Source organism: Streptacidiphilus pinicola, from assembly GCF_003258295.1.
Classification (GTDB): Bacteria; Actinomycetota; Actinomycetes; order Streptomycetales; family Streptomycetaceae; genus Streptacidiphilus; species Streptacidiphilus pinicola.
The window spans coordinates 1-23,594 of record NZ_QKYN01000013.1; the positions used below are offsets into that span (position 1 = coordinate 1).

18 protein-coding genes are annotated in these 23,594 nt (G+C 72.6%); 9 read left to right on the forward strand and 9 right to left on the reverse strand.

Annotated features, from left to right (window positions below):
• The coding region (locus DN069_RS39320; RefSeq protein ID WP_133259818.1) for a hypothetical protein at window positions 1-186 on the reverse strand (186 nt) is incomplete at its 3' end.
• A 120-nt stretch (window positions 187-306) separates the two neighbouring features.
• Window positions 307-1,554: a thiolase C-terminal domain-containing protein gene (locus tag DN069_RS03165; protein ID WP_111499250.1), complete on the reverse strand. Its 1,248-nt coding sequence runs from the start codon at window positions 1,552-1,554 to the stop codon at window positions 307-309.
• A gap of 157 nt (window positions 1,555-1,711) precedes the next feature.
• Between DN069_RS03165 and DN069_RS03170 the strand changes: the two genes are divergently transcribed.
• Window positions 1,712-2,950, forward strand: coding sequence for an acyl-CoA dehydrogenase family protein (locus DN069_RS03170; RefSeq protein ID WP_111499251.1), 1,239 nt, complete (start codon window positions 1,712-1,714; stop codon window positions 2,948-2,950).
• Entirely contained in the window at window positions 2,947-3,414 is a 468-nt protein-coding gene (locus DN069_RS03175; RefSeq protein ID WP_111499252.1) for a nitroreductase family deazaflavin-dependent oxidoreductase, read from the forward strand. Before DN069_RS03170 ends, DN069_RS03175 begins: the two co-directional genes overlap by 4 nt.
• A 192-nt stretch (window positions 3,415-3,606) precedes the next feature.
• Here DN069_RS03175 and DN069_RS03180 read toward each other — a convergent pair whose 3' ends face one another.
• Window positions 3,607-4,254 (reverse strand): TetR family transcriptional regulator, encoded by a 648-nt coding sequence (locus DN069_RS03180; RefSeq protein WP_111499253.1) that lies wholly within the window; start codon window positions 4,252-4,254, stop codon window positions 3,607-3,609.
• Window positions 4,255-4,402: 148 nt separating this feature from the next.
• Window positions 4,403-5,809 (reverse strand): SAM-dependent methyltransferase, encoded by a 1,407-nt coding sequence (locus tag DN069_RS03185; RefSeq protein ID WP_111499254.1) that lies wholly within the window; start codon window positions 5,807-5,809, stop codon window positions 4,403-4,405.
• A 412-nt stretch (window positions 5,810-6,221) separates the two neighbouring features.
• On the opposite strand from DN069_RS03185, the gene DN069_RS03190 reads away from it, so the two are divergent.
• Window positions 6,222-8,744, forward strand: a complete 2,523-nt coding sequence (locus tag DN069_RS03190) for an outer membrane protein assembly factor BamB family protein (protein WP_111499255.1) — start codon at window positions 6,222-6,224, stop codon at window positions 8,742-8,744.
• Window positions 8,745-9,069: 325 nt separating this feature from the next.
• Here DN069_RS03190 and galE read toward each other — a convergent pair whose 3' ends face one another.
• The 4 genes from galE to DN069_RS03210 all read right to left on the reverse strand — a co-directional run bounded on the left by galE (window position 9,070) and on the right by DN069_RS03210 (window position 12,860).
• Window positions 9,070-10,035: a UDP-glucose 4-epimerase GalE gene (gene galE / locus DN069_RS03195; protein WP_111499256.1), complete on the reverse strand. Its 966-nt coding sequence runs from the start codon at window positions 10,033-10,035 to the stop codon at window positions 9,070-9,072.
• Between the two features lie 95 nt (window positions 10,036-10,130).
• A complete protein-coding gene (locus DN069_RS03200) occupies window positions 10,131-10,901 on the reverse strand; it encodes a polyprenol monophosphomannose synthase (protein ID WP_424556241.1) in 771 nt (256 codons plus the stop codon).
• Between the two features lie 294 nt (window positions 10,902-11,195).
• Window positions 11,196-11,657: a Zn-ribbon domain-containing OB-fold protein gene (locus DN069_RS03205; protein ID WP_424556242.1), complete on the reverse strand. Its 462-nt coding sequence runs from the start codon at window positions 11,655-11,657 to the stop codon at window positions 11,196-11,198.
• A 60-nt stretch (window positions 11,658-11,717) separates the two neighbouring features.
• On the reverse strand, window positions 11,718-12,860 hold the full coding sequence (locus DN069_RS03210) for a lipid-transfer protein (RefSeq protein WP_111499257.1): 1,143 nt from the start codon (window positions 12,858-12,860) through the stop codon (window positions 11,718-11,720).
• A gap of 204 nt (window positions 12,861-13,064) precedes the next feature.
• Between DN069_RS03210 and DN069_RS03215 the strand changes: the two genes are divergently transcribed.
• The 3 genes from DN069_RS03215 (at window position 13,065) to DN069_RS03225 (ending at window position 18,455) form a co-directional block, all read left to right on the forward strand.
• Window positions 13,065-14,663: a FadD3 family acyl-CoA ligase gene (locus DN069_RS03215; protein WP_111499258.1), complete on the forward strand. Its 1,599-nt coding sequence runs from the start codon at window positions 13,065-13,067 to the stop codon at window positions 14,661-14,663.
• Between the two features lie 82 nt (window positions 14,664-14,745).
• Window positions 14,746-16,074: a bifunctional glycosyltransferase family 2/GtrA family protein gene (locus DN069_RS03220; protein ID WP_111499259.1), complete on the forward strand. Its 1,329-nt coding sequence runs from the start codon at window positions 14,746-14,748 to the stop codon at window positions 16,072-16,074.
• Entirely contained in the window at window positions 16,071-18,455 is a 2,385-nt protein-coding gene (locus DN069_RS03225) for an ArnT family glycosyltransferase (RefSeq protein WP_243638864.1), read from the forward strand. The genes DN069_RS03220 and DN069_RS03225 overlap by 4 nt, the downstream gene beginning before the upstream one ends.
• Before the next feature lie 57 nt (window positions 18,456-18,512).
• On the opposite strand, the gene DN069_RS03230 is transcribed toward DN069_RS03225, so the two are convergent.
• The gene (locus DN069_RS03230; protein WP_165845352.1) at window positions 18,513-19,259 is read right to left on the reverse strand and encodes a phosphatase PAP2 family protein; all 747 of its coding nucleotides are present in this window, start codon (window positions 19,257-19,259) and stop codon (window positions 18,513-18,515) included.
• A 288-nt stretch (window positions 19,260-19,547) separates the two neighbouring features.
• Between DN069_RS03230 and DN069_RS03235 the strand changes: the two genes are divergently transcribed.
• The 3 genes from DN069_RS03235 to DN069_RS03245 all read left to right on the forward strand — a co-directional run.
• The gene (locus DN069_RS03235) at window positions 19,548-20,519 is read left to right on the forward strand and encodes a sigma-70 family RNA polymerase sigma factor (RefSeq protein WP_111499261.1); all 972 of its coding nucleotides are present in this window, start codon (window positions 19,548-19,550) and stop codon (window positions 20,517-20,519) included.
• A gap of 174 nt (window positions 20,520-20,693) precedes the next feature.
• Entirely contained in the window at window positions 20,694-21,728 is a 1,035-nt protein-coding gene (locus DN069_RS03240) for an MFS transporter (protein WP_243638865.1), read from the forward strand.
• Between the two features lie 83 nt (window positions 21,729-21,811).
• Window positions 21,812-23,594: molybdopterin oxidoreductase family protein (locus DN069_RS03245; RefSeq protein WP_243638866.1), on the forward strand; the 1,783-nt coding region annotated here is incomplete at its 3' end.

Genomic DNA, 23,594 nt, shown 5'->3' on the forward strand with positions numbered 1-23,594 from the left:
CGCTACCTGCCCCACCTCGTCCCAGCGGAGCAGGGAGCGGACGAGGTGGGGCAGGTAGCGGGGGTCGACGCGGGCGAGCAGACGGTAGGCGCGGGTTCGTTCCTCGTGGGAGAGCGATTCGACTCCCAGCAGCTTCACTCGGGCTCGGATGACCATGTCGGGATGGGCGCTCTCGGCAGAAGTCATGACGGCGATGTTCGGCCCTGACGGGGCGTCGGAACAAGGCTTGTCCCGTGTGCGATCAGTCCTACTCAAACCCCCGCTGAGCTGCCATGATGGTGACGCTCACACATCCGGCGGCCGGTGCTAGCGCCCCAGGACGATGGTGCCGGAGGAGCAGAACCAGCCGCCCGTGCCGCTGACCAGGGCGAGCTCGGGGGAGCCGGGCACCTGGCGGTCCGGGGCCGTGGTGGCGTACTCGTGGCGGAGTTGGCGGACGGCTTCGACCAGGAGGAAGAGGCCGCGCATGCCCGGGTGGCAGGCGGAGAGGCCGCCGCCGTCGGTGTTGGTGGGGAGTTCGCCGTCGCGCAGCAGGCGGCCGGCCTTGGCCTCGATGAAGGGGCCGCCCTCGCCCTTGGCGCAGAAGCCCAGGTCCTCCAGCATCACCAACGGCATGTAGGTGAACGCGTCGTAGAGCTCGCACAGGTCGATGTCGGCGGGCGAGACGCCCGCCCGCTCGAAGGCCAGGCGGCCGGAGGCGTCCGCGGGGGAGACGGTGAAGTCCTCCCAGTCGGACATGGTGCTGTGGCTGAGCGCCTCGCCTGTCCCCAGGATCCAGACCGGGTCGTGCACGGTGTCCGGCACGTACTCCTCGGCGGCGAGCAGCACCGCGCAGCCGCCGTCGGAGCGGATGCAACAGTGCAGTTTGGTGAACGGGTCGGCCACCATCGGGCCGTCGAGGACCTCGTCCACGCTGATCGGAGCCCGGTACATCGCGTCGGGGTTGGTCGCGGCGTTCGCCCGCGCCTGCACCGCGACGCCCGCCAACTGCTCGGCCGTCGTGCCGTATTCGTGCATGTGGCGCCGGGCCGCCATGGCGTACTTGGCGATCAGCGTGTGCCCGTACGGGGCCTCGAACTGCAGCGGGCCGCGCGCACCGAGCGACAGCGCGGCGGTGCGGCGGCGTGCCTTGAGGTCGGCGCGCGCGGTGGAGCCGTAGACCAGCAGGACCGCGTTGGCGTGGCCCGCCGCGATCGCGTCGGCGGCGTGCGCGGCCATGACCTCCCAGGTGGAGCCGCCGACGGAGGTGGAGTCGGTCCAGGTGGGCCGCAGGCCCAGGTACTCGGAGACCTCCACCGGCGCCAGGATGCCGAGGCCCGCCGAGGCCACGCCGTCGATCACGTCCCGCGGCAGCCCCGAGTCCGCCAGCGCGCGCCGCGCCGCCTGCGCGTGCAGGTGGAACGGCGTGGCGTCGTCGACCCGTCCGCAGTCGCTGAGCGCGACCCCGACGACCGCCACCCGGCGACGCCGCCGCCCTGGCGCGGCGGCCTCGGGAACGGGGTGACGGAGCGGGCCCGACGCGGCGGGCGGGGCGGAAGGACCGGCAGCAGTCATGAATCTGACGGTACATCAGATTTGCATCGGCGCGCCCCTGTGCGTCGCGGGCCACGGATTCTAGTATGACGAACCGTCAGATCTAAGGAGTCGTGGTCGACGCGACGCCGAGCCGGGTCGAACGGCAGGGCCCGGCCGGCCGAGGCCAGGAGGCGGCATGGATCCCGCGCTCACCCAGGAACAGGACGAGATCGCCCGCGCCCTGCGCGACGTGCTCGCCAAGCAGGCCGGCCCGGAGGAGTTCCGCCTCGCCGCGGCGTCCGCGCCCGGCTACGACGCCCAGCTGTGGCGACGGCTCGCGGAGCAGCCGGGGCTCGCCGGGCTCGCCCTGCCCGAGTGCCACGGCGGCTCCGGGCTCGGCCCGGTCGAGCTGGCGCTCGCCTGCGAGGAGGCGGGCCGGGTGCTGCTGCCCTCCCCGCTGCTCGCCAGCTCCGTCCTGGCCGCCGAGGCGATCAGCGCCTGCGGCACCGAGGAGCAGCACGGTGAGCTGCTCCCACCGCTCGCGACGGGAGCCCGTACCGCCGCGCTCGCCCTGCCCGGCACTCCCGCCGTCGCGCTCGGCCTGGTCCCCGACCCGATTCCGCGCCCGCTGCCGGGCGACGTCCCTTCGGGCGGCGGCCGGGCCGGCGGCGTCCAGGCGCGGCCGGCCGGCGACGGCCTGTGGTCGCTCTACGGCGAGGCCGCCCACGTCCTCGACGGGGCCCGCGCCGACCTGCTCGTCGTCGCCGCGCACGCGGGCGGTTTCCCGCGCAGTCGCACGGTCCTCTTCGTGGTGGACGCCGCCGACGCCCCCGGCCTGCGCCGGGAACGCGGCGCGGGCATCGACCAGACCCGCAGCGTCGGCCGCGTCGAACTGCGCGACGTCACCGCCCGCCCGCTCGGCGACCCGGCGCTGGACGCGTCCCCCGCGCTGGCACGGGTCGGTCGGCGCGCCGCCCTCGCCGTCGCGGCGGAGGCGGTCGGCGCGGCGGACCGGGCGCTCGCCCGTACCGTGGAGTACGTGCAGGTCAGGCAGCAGTTCGGCCGTGCGATCGGCTCCTTCCAAGCGGTCAAGCACCGGCTCGCCGACGTCTACGTCGCCGTCGAGACCGCCCGCTCGGCGATGCTCTACGCCGCCTGGTCCGCGACGACCGCGCCCGAAGACCCCGTTCCGGTGCTGCTCGCCCTGGCCCACGCCCTCACCGCCCAGCACAGTGCCGCGGCGGAGGCGATCCAACTGCACGGCGGCATCGCGATCACCTGGGAGCACGACGCCCACCTGTACTTCAAGCGGGCCGCCGCCGACGAGCTGCTCTTCGGCCCGCCGCACCTGCTGCGGGCCCGCGCGGCGGAGCTGTCGGGCGTGCTCGCGCCCACCGGAACCGAGGCGACCGCGGCTGGAGGGACGAGGCGATGAGAGCCCTGGAGAACGTCATGCAGAAGGTGTCGGCGACGCCGACCTTCGCCCGGATCGCGCCCTCCGTCGTGCCCCGCCTGGACAAGGCGGTGCACCGGCTGAGCGGCGGCAAGTTCATGCTGAGTCAGTGGATGCTGCCCTCGCTCTTCCTGACGACGACGGGCCGCAGGAGCGGTGAGCCCCGCACCACCCCGCTGGCCTGCCTGCCCGAGGGGGAGACCTTCCTGGTGGTCGGCAGCAACTTCGGCCGCACCTCCCACCCGGCCTGGACGGGCAACCTGCTCGCCGACCCCGACGCGGTCGTCGAACACCGCGGCCGCACCACCTCGGTCCGCGCCCGCCTGCTGGCGGGCGACGAGCGCGCGGAGGCCTGGACGGCGCTGCTGCGGATGTGGCCCCCGTACGCCGCCTACCAGGCCCGCGTGGAACGCGAGATCCGCCTCTTCCGTCTCGAACCGAGGTAGTCGCCCCTTCTGTGGGCGCACCGCACAGGAAAGGGCGGCATCGTCAGGGCATCGACGATGCCGCCCAGGATGGACGGGCCGTGGGCGCGCAGGACCTACCTCCCCCGAGGCACAGCCCCGGCGCTCACGCCGGCGGACAGGCGACCGGGCCCCACGGCTCCGCAGTGATGGTGTTGTCGTGGCCGGCAAGGCCTACTTCGGGGGCTTCTTGCCCGTCATGCCGAGGTAGACCAGCAGAGCCAGGTTGGGCGTGAGCTCCTTGGCCTTGACACCCCAGGAGTCGAACCCCTTCTGGTGCTCCGCGACGGCGGCCAGCATGGCGACCAGCGAGCCGGCCACGGCCGGTGCGCTCACCGACTTGTCCGCCTTGCCGGAGGCCTGCATGGCCTTGAGGGAGTCGGTGAGGGAGTTGGTCACGGCGTTGAGGATCTTCATGCGGATCTTGAAGAACCGCTTGTCCCCTTCGGCCGCGCCCAGCGTCACCACACGCAGGATGGCCTCGTTGTCGCGCCAGAAGGAGAGGAAGCCGTCGACCAGCTCCTCCGCCGTCTGGTAGCCGGCCTTGCCGACCCACGACTTGTCGGCGACGAGGTCCTTGAGACCTGCGCCGTCCTTGGCCATTTCATCCGCGATCTCGAGGACGGCGCCCTCGACGTCGGGGAAGTACTGGTAGAAGGTTGCGGGGGAGGTACCCGCCATCCGGGCGACGTCGATGACCTTGACGTCCCGGTAGGGCGAGGACGCGAGCATCTCGCGGAGGCAGTCCAGCAGCTTCTGCCGCGTGGCCTGTCCGCGTCGGCCGGCGACACGCCCATCGACGGTGCGAACTTGTCCTGTCATGCCGTCAGTTTACCGTGGCAAGATCCGGGCGCTATTCGGCGGGAAATGTGAATGCTCCGTCAGGCTGACGAGGCCTCTGCTAGAGCCTTGGTCAGGCGGCAGCAGGCCTCTGATCAGCCAATCCGTCCCAGGGGGCCATTCGGGGGCCTCAGGCCCCGGCAGCTCCTTCCGGCCGCGCGGGGGTGTCTTCCAGCCAAGCGCCGCGGCTGAGCGGCAGTCCACTGGCCCCTCCGGAGCCGGTCCTGACGGCCAGGACCTGGTTGACACCGATCCGGTTCTCCTCGAAGGCCAGGGCCGACGCGGCCATGTACAGCCGCCAGACCCGGGCCCGGCCCAGGCCCACCAGCTTGACCCCCTGCGTCCACTCCTCCTGCAGGTTGGCCACCCACCGGCGCAGCGTCAGCGCGTAGTGCTCGCGCAGCGACTCCACGTCGCGGACCTCGAAACCCGCCTGCTCCAGCAGCGAGACCGTGCTGCCGATCGGCGCCAGCTCGCCGTCGGGGAAGACGTAGGCGGCGATGAAGGGGCTGAGCCGGTAGGGCTCGCCGGGGGCGTTGGGCCGCCGGGCGATCTGGTGGTTCAGCAGCCGCCCGCCCGGCCGCAGCAGGCCGTGCAGGGTCTTCGCGTAGCGCAGGTACATGTCCGAGCCGACGTGCTCGGCCATCCCGATGCTGGAGATCGCGTCGAACGGGCCGTCATCGATCTCCCGGTAGTCCTGCAGCCGGATCTCCAGCCGGTCCGTCAGCCCGGCGTCCGCGATCCGCTCCCGGGCCATCCGTGCCTGCTCCGCGGAGAGCGTGACGCCGACCCCGCTGACGCCGTAGTGCTGCGCGGCGTGCAGCAGCATCGAACCCCAGCCGCAGCCCACGTCGAGCATCCGGGCGCCGGGCGGCAGCTGGTGCAGGCCGAGCTTGCGGCAGACCAGGTCGAGCTTGGCCTCCTGGGCCGCCTCCAGGCTGGTCGTCCCCGGCGGCCAGTAGGCGCACGAGTAGACCATCGACGGCCCCAGCACCAGCCGGTAGAAGTCGTTGCCCACGTCGTAGTGGTGACTGATCGCCGCCCGGTCGCGGCGCAGCGTGTGCACCGGGCCGCGCCGGGTCCGCATCTCCTCCGGCGGGATCGGCGGACGCGGGCCGATCGCCCCGAGCCGGGCCGCCGTCGCCACCATCCGGCGCGAGTCCGGCCCGAACGCCGCCCTCAGGGTGGCCGGGGTCAGCGCCGAGCCCGTCCCCTGCCGCAGCGTCGGCCGCAGCGACAGCTCCGGCCGCGACTCGGAGAGCTCGGCCAGGCGGTGCAGCAGCTCGTACAGATCGGTGTTGTCGGCGTCGTCGTCCTCGCCGGGCAGCGAGATCGCGCCGGAGACGTAGGCGCGGGCGAGCCCGAGCTCGTTGGGGGCCCACAGCAGATGCCGGAGCGCGCGCCGGTCGGTCAACGCCATCAGCGGCGCGTCGGCCGGACCGGCCTCACCGCCGTCCCAGGTGCGGACCCGGAACGGCGGCTCGGTGCCGAGCAGCTCCGTCAGCAGGCCGTACAGGGCCATGGCACTGTCACTCATCACGACTCCTCGAGGATCGTCAGGCCGCTCGAAGGGGGTGCAGGAGGTGCGGGATGTTGCTGTGTCACCAATCTCCCGGTGACCAATCTAGATCGGCTGTGTCCCGCTGTGGTGGATTCGCACAGACTTGCCTGCGCGTCGCCCCCTGTGTCCTCCGCCGTGACGGTACGCGGGCGCGTCGTCGGGCGGTGCGTGAGCAGGGCGGGGGGCCGTTCGTGTGGCAGGTCGCGCGGGGTACTGTCCGTGGCAGGGCCGTGTGGTTGCAGGACTGTGGCGGGATTGTGGCGAGGGTGTGTCCCATGTCCTGCCCGGCGGGTTGGCCTGTCGGGCGTCCGGACGTGGAGAATCAGTGCTGCGTCCGCCGCGCTTCTGCTGCCGGCGGCGCTTTCGACCCAACGGGGAGGCTGAGGACGTGGACCAGCTGACGGCGCACGATCCCAGAAGGATCGGGCCCTTCGAGGTGCTGGGCCGGCTCGGCGCGGGCGGAATGGGCTTGGTCTACCTGGCGCGCTCGGCGGCGGGCCGCCGGGTCGCCATCAAGACGGTTCGGGCGGAGCTGGCCGAGGACCAGCTCTTCCGGGTGCGCTTCGCCCGCGAGATCGCGGCCGCGCGCACGGTGAGCGGGTTCTACACCGCGGCGGTCGTCGACGCCGACGCCGACGCCGCGGTGCCGTGGCTCGCCACCGCCTACATCCCGGCGCCCTCGCTGGAGGACCTGGTCACCGAGTGCGGCCCGCTGCCGGTCGCCACGGTGCGCTGGCTGATCGCGGGCATCGCGGAGGCGCTGCAGTCCATCCACGCCGCCAACCTGGTGCACCGCGACCTCAAGCCGTCCAACGTGCTGGTCACGGAGGACGGTCCGCGGGTGATCGACTTCGGCATCGCGGCGGGCGTCTCGCACACCCGCCTGACGATGACCAACGTCGCGGTCGGCACCCCCGCGTACATGTCGCCCGAGCAGGCCCGCGACAGCCGCGGCGTCAAGGGCTCCTCGGACGTCTTCTCGCTCGGCTCGCTGACGGTCTTCTCCGCCACCGGCCACCCGCCGTACCACGGCGCGAACCCCGTCGAGACGGTGTTCATGCTGCTGCGCGAGCCCCCGGACCTCTCCGGCCTGCCGGAGGAGCTGGTCCCGCTGGTCCGCGCCTGCATGCGCACCGCGCCCGAGCGGCGCCCCATGCCCGCGGAGATCGCCGCCGAACTGGCCCCGCACCTCTACGGCTCCGGCGACGGCACGGAGGACGACGCGGGGGAGTGGCTGCCGCCGGTGGCTCTGGCGCTCATCGAGAAGAAGAAGGGCCGCCGCACCCCGCCCCCGCCGCCGTTCCAGCCCGCTGTCGCCCCGCCGCAGCAACAGCCGCCGCTGGCGCCCCAGCCGCAGCAGTCCGGCGGGCCGGCACCGCAGCCGTACCCCGGGTCCGAGGCCCGCGGGCCGCTCCCGGCGCAGCAGCCGCAGCACGGGCAGCCGCAGCAACCGGCGCAGCCGCAGCCGCAGCGTGGCGTGGGCCAGCACGCCGCGCCGTCCCCGGCAGCCGAGCCCGCGGCGGCGACCGCTACGCCGCCCGAGGCCGTGACGACGGCCCGGCCCGTCGTGCACCTGCCCGGCGTGGCCGCGCCCATAGGGCCGGGTGTCCGGCTTCCCGCCGGTCCGCCGTCCGAGCCGGTCACCCCGCCGACGACCGGCTGGGTCCAGCGCGGCGCGCACGCGGCGCCGTCCGCGCCCGCCTCGACGGCCTCGCCCGCCACGGGGACCCCCCTGTCGGGTCCTGTGCCCGCCCCTCAGGCGCCGATCCCGTCCCCGGCGGGTCCCGGAGCCCCCGCGGAGCCGCAGGGCGCGCCCGAGGCGCCCTGGCGGCCCTGGCGCTTCCGGATGTCCCACGACGTCTGGGGCGCCCCGATCGTCTCCGACGGCGCGCTCTACGTCGCCAGCTTCGGCGTGCACGCGCTCGACATCGCCAGCGGCCGGCGTCGCTTCCGCACGGACAGCGTCGCCTGGGCCCTGGCCGTCGCCGACGGCCGGGTGCACGCGGCCGACGGCCCCAACCTCGTCACCCTCCAGGCCACCGACGGCGCCGAGCGCTGGCGCGTCGCCCTCGACGGCTGGACCTACACCCTCGACGCCGCCGGCGGCGCCGTCGTCGCCGGCACGCGCGGCGGCGGCGTCCACGTCCACTCCGCGATCGACGGCAGCGAGATGTGGCAGGCCAAGGACGCCCAGCAGGCCTACGAGAACCCGGCCTCCGGCCCGTGCGTCATCGGTGACTCGGTCTACTACTACGGCGGAGGCTGCCTCCGCTCCGTCGAGTTGACGACGGGTCAGCTCCAGTGGGCGCTCCCGCTCGGCGAGGAGGTCCCGTCCCGGCCGGTGCTCCACCGCGGCGTGCTCTTCCTCTGCAGCGGTCCGCGCGTGCTCGCGGTCGACGAGGAGACGGGCGCGGAGCGCTGGCGCTTCGACGCGCCGGTGGTCCTGTTCACCTCTCCGGCGGTGAGCGAGCAGGGCGTCTTCGTGGCCGACTACCTCGGCACGGTCTTCGCCCTGGACCCGGCCAGCGGCGCGGTCCGCTGGCACGCCCGCACGGGCGGCCGCCAGGGCGCGGAGCCGGCGGTCGTCGCCGACGACGCCGTGCTGGTCGGCAGCGCCGACACGGTCTTCGCCTTCGACGCCCGCAGCGGCGCGGAGCGCTGGCGCTACACCGCTCGCGCGGAGCTCGCCGGCATCCCCGCGGCGGCGGACGGCCTCGTCCACCTGGGCAGCCGGGACCACTCCCTGCACACCCTCGACCTGGCCACCGGCCGCCTCCGCTGGAAGCTCGACACCGGCGGCGAGATCACCGGCTCCCCGATCACCGCCGACGGCCGCGTCTTCGCCTGCAGCAAGGACCACTGCGTCTACGCCCTCGACGCCCTCAGGGGCACCGCCACCACCCGCGAGTGACCTGACAGGCCCCGCCAGGGGCCTCCCAGGAGCGCGAGGCTGCGCTGATCTGCGGCTCCGCCGCCTGGGCGCGAGCGGGCTGGATGCGCCCTCGCAGGTAGTTGCACGGCTCGGGGGCGCGAGGCTGCGCTGATCTGCGGCTCCGCCGCCTGGGCGCGAGCGGGCTGGATGCGCCCTCGCAGGTAGGTGCACGGCTCGGGGGCGCGGGAACTGCGCGATCAACCACCCTGTGCGGATGGCCCTGCGCGTTGAGGACCATCTGCACGCCGGTGGCTTGTCGCGCAGTTCCTCGCGCCCCTGGATAGTGCAACCGCGCGTCTGCGCGTCAGTGGCGCAGGCGCCAGCCGGACCAGGCGGAGGTGATCATGTCGCGGACGTCGAAGCGGGCCTTCCAGCCCAGCTCCTGGGCGATCCGCTCGGCGGAGGCGACCACACGGGCCGGGTCGCCCGCGCGCCGCGGCGTGACCACGCCGGACGCGTCGAGGCCGGTGACCTCGCCGATGACGTCCAGCATCTGGCGGACCGAGACACCCTCGCCGCGGCCGATGTTGAGGATCAGGTCGGTGCCGTCGGGGTCGTCGGTCAGCCGCCGCACCGCGGCGACATGCGCCTCGGCGACGTCGGCGACGTGGATGTAGTCGCGGATGCAGGTGCCGTCGGGCGTGGGGTAGTCCGCGCCGAAGATCCGGGGGGCCTCGCCGGCTTCCAGGCGCTCGAAGACCATGGGGACCAGGTTGAAGACGCCGGGGTCACCCAGCTCGGGGGTCGCCGCGCCGGCCACGTTGAAGTAGCGCAGCGAGACCGTGCCCATGCCGTGGGCGCGGCCCGCGGCCCGGACCAGCCACTCGCCGACGAGCTTGGTCTCGCCGTAGGGGCTCATCGGACGGCAGGGGGTCTCCTCGGTGACGAGGTCCACGTCCGGCATGCCGTAGACCGCCGCGGAGGACGAGAGCAGGAAGCGGCGCACGCCCGCCTCGGCGGCGGCCTCCAGGACGACGCGCAGGCCCTCGACGTTCTCGCGGTAGTACCAGAGCGGCTTCTCGACCGACTCGCCGACCTGCTTCTTCGCGGCGATGTGCAGCACGCCGGTGACGGCGTGCTCGCGCAGGACCGAGTCCAGCAGCGGTCGGTCCAGGGTCGAACCCTGGACCAGCGGGACGCCCGCGGGCAGCCGGACGGGGTCGCCCGTGCTGAGGTCGTCGAGGACGACCACGCCGTGGCCGGCCTCGACCATGGCGCGGACGACGTGTGCTCCGATGTAGCCGGCACCGCCGGTGACAAGCCAAGTCATGCCGCCACTCTAGCGAGGCCCGGATTCTGGGCGCGCAGAGTGACGGCATGACCGCGTTGGGTGGCCTCGGGGCGGCCGGTGGCCCGCTGCGGTTCTTACTTGCGGGAGCGGAGCCGCAGGCGCCACGGCACGATCGCGGACTCCAGCTGGACGCCGAAGCTCATCTTGGACTCGCCGGCACGGCGCTCCTCGAAGCGGATCGGGACCTCCAGCGCGCTGAAGCCCGCGTGCACGGCACGGAACTTGAGCTCGACCTGGAAGCTGTAGCCGGCGCTTTCGAGGGTGGCCAGGTCGACCGCGTGGAGCGCGGCCGCGCTCCACAGGTTGAAGCCGGCGGTGATGTCGCGGACGCGGGTCGAGAGGATGATGCCGGCGTAGGCGTTGGCCCAGCGCGACAGCAGGCGGCGGTGCCAGCCCCACTCGTCGGCGAGCTCGCCGCCGGGCACGTAGCGGCTGCCGACGACGACGCCGGCGCCGGTGGAGAGAGCGGTGCCGAGCATCTGCGGGATGGCACTGGCCGGGTGGCTGCCGTCGGCGTCCATCTGGACGACGAACTGGGCGCCCTCCTCGACGGCGAGCGCCATCCCGGCCGCGTAGGCCTTGCCCAGCCCGTCCTTGCCCTTGCGGTGCAGCACGCTGATGCGGGGCTTGCCGTCGAGCACGTGGCGCTCCGCGAGCTTCTCGGCGAGTTCGCCGGTGCCGTCGGGGCTGCTGTCGTCGACGACCTTCAGGTGCAGGCCGGGCAGGGGAAGGGCCATGACCTGCTCGACCGTCGCCTCCAGGCTGCCGATCTCGTTGTACGTCGGCATGACGACCGTGACGGGCGTGTCCGCCCAGTCGTCGGGAAGAGCGGCGGGGATGGTCACGATGACTCCTGGTCCTGATTGCGTGGGTCCGGCCGTGCAGCTGCGCGGGGACAGGGCGCGGACGACGTTGCACTGTAGTAGATGGAAGCAGGCGTACGGTGAGGACCGAGGTAAGTTCACCGGCCGGAAACGCACTGTTTCCGGGGCGGGAGCCCATGCTTCGGTTTCCCCCGGACGGACGATGCCCGGCGCGGTGTCGCCCTTGACTACCGGGCTGACGCCGCCACCGGGCCGACCGTACCGCGCGCTGTCCGTGCGTGTGCGACTGCTTCCGAACGTGCGTGGGGCCGCGGCTCAGCCGCTGCACAGGGCCCAGCGTACGACGGTCACCTCGGGCGTGACCGCCTGGAAGACGGCCTGGACCGGCGCTCCGATCCGCAGCCGCTGCGGCGGCACCGCGTTCCACGGCGCGTTCGGCCGGCGGACCGAGTTGGTGAGCGTCCCCACCAGGCGGATCCGTGGATCCTCCTCCAGCTCCACCAGCGCGACCGGGTACGGCGCGCGCTCCGCGTACGCGGGCAGCAGCGGCGGGTGGGCGACGACGTAGGACCAGAGCCGTCCGCGCCCGGACATCAGCCGCCACTCCTCCTCGAAGCTGCCGCAGTGCGGGCAGCAGGGGCGTGGCGGGAACCGCAGCCGTCCGCAGTCGGCGCAGGCCTGTACCCGCAGCTCACCGCGGCGGGCGTAGTCCCAGAACGGCTCGCCGTCGTCGTCGGGCCAGGGCAGTAGCAGCCCCTCCGCGGTCATGGTGTCCATCCGGCGGCCTCCCTCTCAGCTCGTTCTGACTCGATGCCCACCTTCGGAATTCGATGAATCTCAGGTGCGCAGCAGCACGGCGGAGGTGGGCACTCCCTCGCCTGCGGTGACCAGACAGGTCGCCGCGTCGGGCACCTGGGCCGTGGAGACGCCGCGCAACTGCTTGACGCCCTCGTTGATCAGGTTGAAGCCGTGCACGTAGCCCTCGGAGAGGCCGCCGCCACCGGTGTTGATCGGCAGCCGGCCGCCCAGCTCCAGGGCGCCGCCCTCGGTGAAGGACGCGCCCTCGCCGCGCCCGCAGAAGCCGTAGCCCTCCAGGGAGAGCGGGATCAGCGGGGTGAACGCGTCGTAGATCTGCGCGACGTCCACGTCGGCGGGGCCGAAGTCCGCGGTCTTCCACAGCTGCCGGGCGGCCGTCCAGGCGGGGCCGGTCAGCGGGTCGTCGTTCCAGTAGTTGACCATCCCGTGGTGCTGCGCGGGCAGGCCCTGGGCGACGGAGTGCAGGTAGACGGGGCGTTGCCGGCAGTCGCGGGCGCGTTCGGCGCCGACGATGACGCAGGCGAGAGCGCCGTCGGTCTCCAGGCAGTTGTCGTAGAGGCAGAGCGGCTCGCTGATCCAGCGGGCGTCCATGTACATCTCGCGGGTCAGCGGCCGTTCGTACATGATCGCCGCGGGGTTCTGGTTGGCCCGGTTCCGGCAGGCCAGGGCGACGTTGAAGAGATGGTCGCGGGTGGCGCCGAACTCGTGCATGTAGCGGCGGGCCAGCATGCCGATCTCGTCGGCCGGGCGCAGCAGGCCGAACGGCCGGGTCCACTGGGCCGGAGTGGGCAGCTGCTGCGCGGTGTTGGTCCACGGCCGCCTGCCGCTGCCGCGCTTGCGGCTCCGCCAGGCGACACCGACGCTGGCCTGCCCGGTGGCGACGGCCATGGCCAGGTGTGCGACGGTGGCGCAGGAGCCGCCGCCGCCGAAGCCGATCCGGGAGAAGAAGGTGACGTCCCCGGCGCCGATGGCCTTGGCGAGCTCGACCTCGTCGGTCTCCTCCATGGTGTAGGAGGCGAGGGCGTCCACCTCGTGCGGCTCGATCCCGGCGTCCTCCAGGGCGGCGAGCACGGCCCGGCAGGCGAGCGCCTTCTCGGACTCCTCCAGGTGTTTGGCGAAGCGGGTCTGGCCGATGCCGACGATGGCCGTGCGGTCCCTGAGCATGGGCGGCTCCCCGAACTCCGTTACGGCGATCCGCCGCAGAGGAAGATCTTCTGACGTAGCGTCAGAATAGGGTCCCCGGCTCCCTTCCGGGAAGTGCGCCGTCAGCCTAATCTGACGATCAGTCACATGCGAGACGTGGGAACCGGACCAGCGGAACCAACCAGTGGGCAGCGGGCAACCAGTGGGCAGCGGGAGGGGCGGGTCATGCGGGCGGATCTGGAGTGGGGCACCATCGGGAACCTCGTCCAGGCGGCGGGTGTCCGCCACGCCGACCGCGAGGCCGTGGTCGGTCCGCGCACGCGCCTCGACTACGCGGAACTGGCCCGCCGGGTCCGCCGGGCGTCCGCCGGCGTCATGGCCGCCGGCGTGCGCCCCGGCGACCGCATCGGCATCTGGGCGCCGAACGCCCCCGACTACGTCGTCGCGGCGCTCGGCGCCGTCAGCGCGGGCGCGGTCCTCGTCCCGCTGGGCACCCGGCTCAAGGGCGGAGAGGCGGCGGACCTGCTGGGCCGCACCAAGGCCTCGCTGCTCTTCGTCACCTCCACCTTCCTCGGCGTCAGCTACGTCTCGGCGCTCAGGGCCGCGGGGCCCCTGCCCGACCTGCGCGGGACCGTGGTCCTCGGCGACACCGAGGCCGTTCCGAACGGCCTGCTCTCCTGGCGCGCCTTCCTCGAAGCCGGCGCCGACATCCCCGAACGCGCCGTGCGGCAGCGCATCGCCGCCGTCGCCCCCGAGGACCCCGCCGACATCATGTTCACCTCCGGCACCACCGGTCTGCCCAAGGGCGCCGTGACCACCCACGCCCAGACCCTGCGCGCCTTCGGCACCTGGGCCGAGCTGGCCGGACTCGCCGCGGGCGACCGCTACCTGGTGGTCAACCCGTTCACGCACACCTTCGGCTGGAAGGCTGGCATCCTCGCTTGCCTGATGACCGGCGCGACGATCCTGCCGCAGCCCGTCTTCGACCCCGAGGCCGTGCTCGCCAAGATCGCCACCGAGCGCGTCAGCGTCCTGCCCGGCGCGCCGACGGTCTACCAGACGCTGCTCGACCACCCGGCCCGTGACCAGCACGATCTGAGCTCGCTGCGGCTGGCCGTCACCGGCGCCGCCGTCGTGCCCTTGGAGCTGGTCCAGCGCGTCCGCGACGAACTCGGCCTCACCACCGTGCTCACCGCCTACGGCCTGACCGAGAGCTGCGGCATGGTGACCATGTGCCGCCGCGACGACACCCCCGACACCGTCGCCGCCACCTCCGGCCGGGCCATCCCCGACGTCGAGGTCCGCGTGCGCGACGCCGACGGCAAGGATCTGCCTCCCGGCGAACCCGGCGAGGTCCAGGTCCGCGGCTACACGGTGATGCGCGGCTACTTCGAGGACCCCGCCGCCACCGCCGAGACCTTCACCGCCGACGGCTGGCTGCGCACCGGCGACATCGGCGTGCTCGACGACGCCGGCAACCTGCGCATCACCGACCGGCTCAAGGACATGTTCACCGTCGGCGGCTTCAACGCCTACCCGGCCGAGATCGAGCGCATCCTCGCCCGCCACCCGATGGTCGCGGACTCGGCGGTCGTCGGCGTCCCCGACCCGAGGCTCGGCGAGGTGGGCCGCGCGTTCGTGGTGCCCCGTCAGCAGCCCGCGCCGGAGGCCGCGTCGCAGGCCGCGTCCGAACTCGTGGACTGGTGCCGCCGCGAGATGGCGAACTACAAGGTGCCCCGCGAGGTGATCTTCGTCCCCGAGTTGCCCCGCAACGCCTCCGGCAAGGTCCTCAAGGGCGAACTTCGGGCCCGAGGGCCCCGTTAGGGGCGTGGGGAACGAGAGGCTGCCAGCGACGGCCTAAGCGGAGCACAGCTCCGCCACAGCGCCGGGCCCAAGGCTTCAGGGCATGAACCATTCGTCCTCGCCGGCGGCACACGCCGCCCCTCCCGTCGCAGGCCGGGACGGCACTCGCACCGAGCTGGTCGAGGTGGTCGTCCCCGTCTACAACGAGGAGCACGTGCTCGCCCGCAGCGTGCGCACCCTGCACGGCTACCTGCGTGAGCACTTCCCGTACCCCTTCCGCATCACCATCGCCGACAACGCCAGCGTCGACGCCACCTGGCAGGTCGCCTCCGCACTCGCCGCGGAGCTGCCCGAGGTCCGCGCCGTCCACCTGGACCAGAAGGGGCGCGGACGCGCCCTGCGCACGGTCTGGGGCAGCAGCGACGCCGACGTCGTGGCCTACATGGACGTGGACCTCTCCACCGGCCTGGAGGCCTTCCTCCCACTGGTCGCCCCACTGCTCTCCGGGCACAGCGACCTCGCCATCGGCAGCCGGCTGCACCGCGGTTCCGCCGTGGTCCGGGGCCCGAAGCGCGAGTTCATCTCCCGCACCTACAACCTGCTGCTCCGGGCCACCCTCGCGGCCAAGTTCTCCGATGCGCAGTGCGGCTTCAAGGCCGCCAGGACCGAGGTGGTCCAAGCCCTGCTCGCCGACGTCGAGGACCAGACCTGGTTCTTCGACACGGAGCTGCTGCTCCTCGCCGAGCGAAGCGGGCTGCGCATCCACGAGGTGCCGGTCGACTGGATCGACGACCCCGACAGCCGCGTCGACATCGTCCGCACGGTCAAGGACGACCTCAAGGGCATGTGGCGCGTGGGCAAGAAGGCCGCGTTCGGAGCGACCCGGATGCCGGTCCCGCCGCGCGTGCTGCAGGCGCAGCTGCCGACCGGCATGCGCTGGCAACTCTCCAGCTTCGCCGTGATCGGGGTGCTCAGCACCCTCGCCTACCTGGGGCTCTACCTGTTGACCCGTCAGGCGGCGCCCGCCGTCCTGGCCAACGCGTTCGCGCTGCTGGTCACCGCGATCGCCAACACCGCCGCCAACCGGCGCTTCACCTTCGGCGTCACCGGCCCGCGCGACGCGCTGCGGCACCAGGTGGAGGGCGGCATCGCCTTCGTGATCGGCCTGGTGCTGAGCACCGTCGCGCTTGCCGTCTCCCGCCTCGTCGCGCCCGGCGCCTCGCACACGGCCGAGCTCGGCTGGCTGGTCGCCGCGAACGCGCTGGCCACCGTGGTGCGGTTCGTGCTGCTGCGGGCGTGGGTCTTCAACCCGCACCGTACCGCCCGGCACGCCCGCGAGGCCGACCTGTCCGAGCTCTCCTCCCTCGCCACCGACCGACCTGCCCACGACCGCTCTGCCCACGACCGCTCTACCCAGGAGGCCCGCCGGTGAGCGCCTACATCGAAGCGCCGACCGACTCGGCCGCTGTCCCTCCGCGCAGCCGCTCGTCACGCAAACCCCGCCGCGCCCGCTGGGTGCGCCCGGCCTACTGGAGCACCCTGGCGCTCGCCGCGTTGGTCTACTGCTACGGCCTCGGCCAGAACGGGAACGCCAACTCCTACTACGCGGCAGCCGTGTTGAGCGGCACCAAGAGCTGGTCGGCGATGTTCTACGGCTCGCTCGACGCGGGCAACTTCATCACCGTCGACAAACCGCCGTTCGCGCTGTGGCTGATGGAGGTCTCCTGCCGGATCTTCGGATTCGGCACGTGGCAGATGCTGTTGCCGATCGCGGCCTGCGGCGTCGCCTCGGTCGCCGTCCTGTACAGCGCCGTCCGGCGCAGCTTCGGCCCCGCCGCGGCGACCGTCGCGGGCGTGGTGCTGGCGCTCACCCCGATCACCGTCGCCATCAACCGGGACAACAACCCGGATCCGGTGCTGGTGCTGCTCACCGTCTCCGCGGCGTGGTTCTGCCTGGAGGCCATCCGGCGCGGCACGCTGCGCCATCTGGTCATCGCCGCCGTGCTGGTCGGCTTCGCGTTCAACACCAAGATGCTGCAGGCCTACATGGTGCTGCCGGCCCTGTTCCTCGCCTACGTCTGGGCCGCGCGCGGGAGTTGGCTCCTCCGGGTGCGGAACCTGCTGATCGCGGGGGTCGCCCTGGTGGTCTCCAGCGGCTGGTGGATGGTGGTGGTCGACTCGATCAAGGACCACCCGTTCATCGGCTCCAGCTCGGACGGCACGGTGTGGAACCTGGTCATCGGCTACAACGGCCTGGAGCGCGTGCTGGGCGCAAGCGCCGGCAACGTCACCGGCAGCACGGGCGGCGCCACCGCCCGGATGGGCGGCGGCGGCGCGGGCGGGGGAGGAGCCAACTTCGGTGGCACCTCCGGCGCCGGGCGGCTCTTCAACGACATTCTCGGAGGCCAGATCTCCTGGCTGATCCCCTTCGCGGTCATCGCGCTCGTCGGCGCGCTGGTGCTGCGCGGCCGCAGGCGACGCACCGACATGCAGCGGGCCTCGTTGCTGCTGTGGGGCATGTGGCTGCTCACGCACTACGTCGTCTTCAGCTTCTCCTCCGGCACTTTCCACCCGTACTACACGACCATGCTGGCCCCGGCGATCGCCGCGCTGACCGGCGCGGGCGGCACGATGCTGCTGCGCGCGCTGCGCTCGCCCTCCCGCAAGCCCGTCTGGGCGGCGGTGCTCCCGGTGGGTGTGGTGGTCTCGGCCCTCTGGGCGGTGCTGCTGCTCCGCCGCACCAGTGGCTTCGCGTCCTGGCTGTGGCCGGGCGTCGCTCTGCTGGCGGTGGGCGGCGTCGTGGCGCTGCTGGTCTCGCGCTTCGGCGCGGGCTCGGTCGCGGCTGTGGTCCGCAAGCGGGTGCTCGCGGTCGGCGCCGTCGCGACCGCGCTGGCCCTGGTGGCCGGTCCGGCCGCCTACGCCGCCGACACGGCGACCGCGGGCGCGATCCAGGGCACCAACCCGACGGCGGGCCCGTCCTCGGGCGACGGCTTCGGCGGCCCCGGCGGCGGCATGCGCGGCGGCTTCCCCGGCGGCACGCGGGGCGGTGAGCTCCCTGGTGACGGTGGCGGCTTCGGTGGCTTCGCCGGCGCGGGCGGTGCGGGCGGTGCGGGCGGTGCGGGCAGCACGGGAGGGTCCACCGGATCCGGTGGCCTCCCGGGCGCGCCCGGTGGCTCCGGCGGCTCTGCGGCGGCGCGTGGTCCGGGCGGTTCGACCAGCTCGGCGGGTTCGACCGGTTCGACCGGTTCCGGCCAGGGTGGTTTCCCGGGTGGAGCGTCCGGCGAGCTGCCCGGCGCGGCCTCCGCCGGCGCGTCCGGCGGGACCACGGGCGCGACGTCCGGCGGTGCCGAGCGGATGCGTGACGGCGGCGCGGGGGGCTTCGGCGGAGGCATGGGCGGCGGCGCGGTCAGCTCCGCGCTGCTCTCCTACCTGGAGAAGAACCAGGGCAGCGCCACCTGGCTGGTCGCGGTCTCCAGCGCGCAGTCGGCCTCCGAGCTGATCCTGCAGTCCGGCAAGCCCGTGATCGCGATGGGCGGCTTCACCGGCAGCGATCCGGCGATGAGCCTCGCCAAGATGAAGTCGCTGATCGCCTCCGGCAAGCTCCGCTACGTGCTGCTCGGTTCCGGCGGCTTCGGCGGTGGGCCCGGCGGCGACCAGGCCAACAGCCAGGCGACGGCCTACGTGAAGTCGAGCTGCAAGGCCGTCAGTGCCTCGGTCTACGGCGGCACCTCGTCGAGCAAGGCCTCGTCGACCACCGGTGCGTCGGCCGGGGGCTCCTCCTCCAGCGAGGCGCTGTACGAGTGCACCGCCTGAGCAGCCGATCGGCCCGGTGCCGGTGCCGGTGCCGGGGCGCGGGGGTGGGGACCTGTTCTAGGACGGGTCCCCGCCCCCGCGCGGCAGTTGCTGCCGCTGCACCCGCTGCGCGGCCCGGGAGGTCAGGCGCTGCAGTTCCACCTCACGCATCCCCGGGCGCCAGGTGTCGATCGCGGCGGTCACGGCGCACAGGGTGAAGCCCGCGAGCAGCCAGCCACCGACCACGTCGCTGGGCCAGTGGACGCCCAGACCGACCCGCGTCCAACCGACGAGGAACACCAGGGCCGCCGCGACGCCCAGCGACACCGCGCGCGTCCCGGGCCGCCGGAGGTGGGGCCACGCGACGAGGAGCAGCAACGGGATCACGGTCGCCGACGTCATCGCGTGTCCGGAGGGGAACGACCAGCCCGTCGCGGTGGACACCGGCTGGGGCAGGACCGGTCTCGGCCGGGCGACCGCCTCCTTGACCCCGATCTCCAGCCCTGCCTGCACCAGTCCGCAGCAGGCCGCCCAGAGCGCGGCGATCCGCGCGCCGCGCCACCAGAGCCAGAGCACCAGCACGCCCAGCACGATCCGCAGCACCGTCGGCGAGAGCACCGAGGTGACGGTCCGCATCGAGCCGGTCCAGCCGGCCTGGTGGAGTGCGGCGGTGTGCAGGTGCCGGTCGATCGACAGGTCCAGCCGGATCAGCGGACCCCCGGTCTCGACGAGGGCGAGCAGGAGGCCGAAGAGGGCGAGGCAGAGGGCCGCCCCCAGCCAGAGCCGCCAGGGCTGCCAGAGCCGCGAGGGCTGCCTCTGCCGCACGCCTGTCACCTGTCGATCCGGGGATTCCGCGTCCCCGACTCCGCCGCGCGGGGAACTGTTACGGGGCGGACAATCGTCCCAGAGAGTGACAGAACTGGACGCTCGCCGCGCTGTGATCGAGCAATGACGCTCTGCTGATGATCGCGGGCGAACCGCACAGCATACTGCTACGTGCGAAGAAAAACACCGTTTCGGGAATGATTCCTCAGACATCGTCGTTGGTTCGTTACGTAAGCAGTTCCCAGGTACGGGTCAGCCAGGCCCGTCAGGTCACCCGAGGGAGTACGTATGGCCACCCGTGCCGTCGTCCGCGACAAGGCCGATCGGACGCGTAGCGCCCGCCCGACCGCAGGTGAGGCCGACCGCGACCTCGTCGGTATGTACCTGGACGAGATCGCGCGCACCCCGCTGCTCGACGCGGCGCAGGAGGTCGAACTCTCCACCCGGATCGAGGCCGGTGTCTTCGCCGAGCAGCTCCTCGGTGAGGGGCACACGGCTGCCGGGGCGTCGGAGGACGAGCTGCGTGCCATAGCCACTGACGGTCAGCGCGCCAAGGACATCTTCATCCGCTCCAACCTCCGCCTCGTCGTCGCCGTGGCCCGCCGGTACCCGCGCAGCGGGCTGCCGCTCCTGGACCTGATCCAGGAGGGCAACGCCGGTCTCGTCCGCGCGGTCGAGAAGTTCGACTTCAGCAAGGGCTACAAGTTCTCCACCTACGCGACCTGGTGGATCCGCCAGGCGATCACGCGCTCCATCGCCGACCAGTCGCGTACCATCCGGCTGCCCGTGCACCTGGTCGAGGAGCTCGGCCGGATCCGTCGCGTCCAGCGCGAGAAGTCCAAGGAGCTGGGCCGTGAGGCCGAGCCGGCCGAGGTCGCGGCCGAGCTGGACACCACCGAGGATCGAATCAAGGACGTCCTCGACTGGGCCCGCGACCCGGTGAGCCTCAACATGACCGTCGACGACGACGGCGAGACCCAGTTCGGCGACCTCGTGGAGGACACCGGCGCCACCTCGCCCGAGGACGCGGTGCTGGTGATGCTGCGCCGTGAGGAGCTGGACTCCCTTATCGACCGTCTGGACGACCGCACCGCTTCGATCATCCGCTCCCGCTACGGCATGGAGGACGGTCGCGAGCGGACCCTGACCGAGGTCGGCAAGCAGCACGGCCTCACCCGCGAGCGCATCCGCCAGATCGAGAAGCACGCCCTGGCGGAGCTCCGCAAGATCGCCGACCACTCGGGCTTCGAGGCCGCGTAAGCAGCCCGACGCCCCGTCCTCCGAGCCCGCTGTCCCCAGCACGGCCGTTGTGCCCACGAGCCCCCGTTGCGCCGAGCAGGTGTGACGGGGGCTCGTTTGGCCGTTTTCAACCTGCTTGATCTCTTATGCCCTGCCTAGGCTCACCGAAGGTGGATGACGAGGAGATCTGTGGTGGTGGACAGACGGAGGCTGCGTCAGCGAGCCGCCCTGGTGGGCGCCCTGGTGTCGCTGGTGCTGGTCCTGGCGATCGTGCTCGGCAGTCGGGGCCTGCGGGACTTCGACTCGGCCCTGTTGCCCTATGCGGTGGCGACGGTGTTCCTGGCCTTCGGTGTGGCCTACCGGTACACCGTGTGGGTCAGCGAGCCGGCGGCCTGGCGGCTGTTCCGCAAGGGCCTGAGCTCCGCCTTCTCCGCCGAGAGCTTTCGCCGGGCGCCCACCGCGCTGCCCCGGATGATCGCCACCTACCTGGGCTTCCAGAAGTTCCTCGGCGCCCGCTCCCACGCCCGCTGGGCCGCCCACCAGCTGATCTTCTGGGGCTGCCTGCTGGCCGCCGCGATCACCTTCCCGCTGACCTGGGGCTGGTTCACCTTCACCGCCTCCAGCGCCACCGGCCCCGGCTACGAGATGCGCCTGTGGGGGTTCAAGCTCTTCGGCTTCTCCTCCAGCAGCGTCCTCGGCTGGGCGATGTTCCACGGCCTGGACCTGGCCGCGGTGCTCGTGATCGGGGGCGTGGGCTACTTCCTGTGGCGGCGTTACCACGACCGTGCCGCGACCACCGGGCAGCGCTTCGCCTACGACTTCCTGCCGCTGCTCGCGCTGCTGACCATCTCCGTCACCGGCCTGCTGCTGACCTTCTCGGAGATCTTCCTGCACGGCGGCGGCTACGAGTTCCTGGCCGTGCTGCACATGGTCTCGGTGGTCTTCACCCTGGTCTACCTGCCCTTCGGCAAGTTCTTCCACATCGTCCAGCGCCCGGCCGCGGTCGGCATGCAGCTGTTCAAGTTCAACTCCCGCAAGGCAGGCGAGCAACTGTTCACGTGCAAGCGCTGCGGCACCGAGATCGACACCGTTCCGGCCGTGGAGAACCTGCGCGGCACCATGCGCGACCTCGGTCTCGGCTTCGACGCCTGGGCCGAGTACTGCCCGCGCTGCAAGCGCGAACTGCGCGGCGGCGCCTACCTGACCGATGTGAAGCGGGGGTTCAAGTGACCGGCAACGAGGCCGCAGCCGTATCAGGACGAGCCGCCCCCGGGCGGGCGGCGTCCCAGGCGGGCGTCGCGCTCGATCCCTCCGTGGCGCCGCCCGGAACCCGCAACTTCCGCGACGCCGGCGGCATCCCCGCCGCGCACTGGCGGGCCGACCAGACGAGGCAGACCCTGGTGCCCACGCACTGCTGCTTCTGCGGCGTGCAGTGCGGCATGTACCTGCGGGTCGACGAGCACGGCAAGGTCTTCGGTGTCGAGCCGCGCAACCACGACATCAACCGCAGTCGGCTCTGCCCCAAGGGCCTGAACGCCTATCAGCAGGTCAACCACCCGGACCGGCTCACCGCCCCGCTGATCCGGCGCAGCCGCGACGAGGAGTTCCGCGAGGCGAGCTGGGAGGAGGCCCTCGACTTCACCGTGTCCGAGGTCCGCCGGATCCAGGCCGAGTACGGCCGTGACGCCTTCGGTCTGCTCGGCGGCGCCAGCCTCTTCTCCGAGAAGACCTACCTGGTCGGCAAGTTCGGCCGGGTGGCGCTGCGGACCAAGCACGTCGACTACAACGGCCGCCTGTGCATGGTGAGCGCGGCCGGCGCCAACAAACTCGCCTTCGGCATCGACCGCGCCGGCAACCCGTTCAGCGACATCCTGCTGACGGACTGCCTGCTCATCGCCGGCTCCAACGTCGGCGAGTGCTTCCCGGTGATGACCCAGTACGTGTGGGGCGCCCGGGACCGGGGCGCGACGCTCATCGTCGTCGACCCCCGGGAGACGGCCATCGCCCGGACCGCCGACATCCATGTGGCGCTGCGCTCCGGCACCGACTCCGCGTTCTTCAACGCGGTGCTCAACGTGGTCGTCAAGGAGGGTCTGGTCGACGAGGAGTTCCTCGCCGCCCGCGCCACCGGCTGGGACGAGGTCAAGGACGCCGTCTCCGCGTACACCCCGGAGCGGGCGGCGGAGATCTGCGGCGTCCCCGCCGAGCAGGTCGTCCAGGTGGCGCGGATGTTCGCCGGTGCCGGGCGGGCGATGGCCTGGCACGCCCGCGGGATCGAGCACCACACCCAGGGCGTCGAGAACTGCCTGTCCGTCATCAACCTGTGCACGGCCACGGGAAACCTCGGCAAGCCCGGCGCCGGCTACGGCACCATCACCGGCCAGGGCAACGGCCAGGGCGGTCGCGAGCACGGCCAGAAGTCCGACCTGTTGCCGGGCGGTCGCTCGATCAACGACCCGGCGGCCCGCGCCTGGATCTCGGACTTCTGGGGCATCCGGGAGGACGACCTGCCGCAGGCGGGTACCTCCATGATGGAGATGGTCTGGCAGATGCAGCGGGAGGAGATCCGCGGTCTCATCGGCATCTGCAACAACCCCTTCGTCTCCCTGCCGCACTACGCCGCCGTCAAGGACGGCTACGACAAGCTCCAGTTCCACGCCCAGTTCGACTTCTTCCTCTCGGAGACCGCCGCCAACGCGCACGTGGTCTTCCCCGTCACCACCTGGGCCGAGGACGACGGCGTGATGGCCAACGCCGAGGCGCGGGTGGTCAAGCACAACAAGGCGCAGGAGCCGCCGCCCGGGGTGCGCACCGACACCTGGGTGATGTGCGAGCTCGCCCGCCGACTCGACACGGGGGACAAGTTCGCCTTCCGCAGCTCTGAGGAGGTCTTCGACGAGCTGCGGGCCGCCTCCCGGGGCTCCGTCAACGACTACTACGGCATCACCTACGAGCGGCTGGAGCAGACCGGCGGCATCGCCTGGCCCTGCCCGGAGCTGGACCACCCCGGCACCCCGCGCCTCTTCGCGGACGGGCGGACCTACCACCCCGACGGCAAGGTGCACATGCAGGTCGTGGAGTGGCACGAGCCGGCGG

Coding starts and splice junctions, on each gene's coding strand:
- DN069_RS03165 (WP_111499250.1), bottom strand. CDS start 1,554: ATGACTGCTGCCGGTCCTTCCGCCCCGCCCGCCGCGTCGGGCCCGCTC.
- DN069_RS03170 (WP_111499251.1), top strand. CDS start 1,712: ATGGATCCCGCGCTCACCCAGGAACAGGACGAGATCGCCCGCGCCCTG.
- DN069_RS03175 (WP_111499252.1), top strand. CDS start 2,947: ATGAGAGCCCTGGAGAACGTCATGCAGAAGGTGTCGGCGACGCCGACC.
- DN069_RS03180 (WP_111499253.1), bottom strand. CDS start 4,254: ATGACAGGACAAGTTCGCACCGTCGATGGGCGTGTCGCCGGCCGACGC.
- DN069_RS03185 (WP_111499254.1), bottom strand. CDS start 5,809: ATGAGTGACAGTGCCATGGCCCTGTACGGCCTGCTGACGGAGCTGCTC.
- galE (WP_111499256.1), bottom strand. CDS start 10,035: ATGACTTGGCTTGTCACCGGCGGTGCCGGCTACATCGGAGCACACGTC.
- DN069_RS03205 (WP_424556242.1), bottom strand. CDS start 11,657: ATGGACACCATGACCGCGGAGGGGCTGCTACTGCCCTGGCCCGACGAC.
- DN069_RS03210 (WP_111499257.1), bottom strand. CDS start 12,860: ATGCTCAGGGACCGCACGGCCATCGTCGGCATCGGCCAGACCCGCTTC.
- DN069_RS03215 (WP_111499258.1), top strand. CDS start 13,065: ATGCGGGCGGATCTGGAGTGGGGCACCATCGGGAACCTCGTCCAGGCG.
- DN069_RS03220 (WP_111499259.1), top strand. CDS start 14,746: ATGAACCATTCGTCCTCGCCGGCGGCACACGCCGCCCCTCCCGTCGCA.
- DN069_RS03235 (WP_111499261.1), top strand. CDS start 19,548: ATGGCCACCCGTGCCGTCGTCCGCGACAAGGCCGATCGGACGCGTAGC.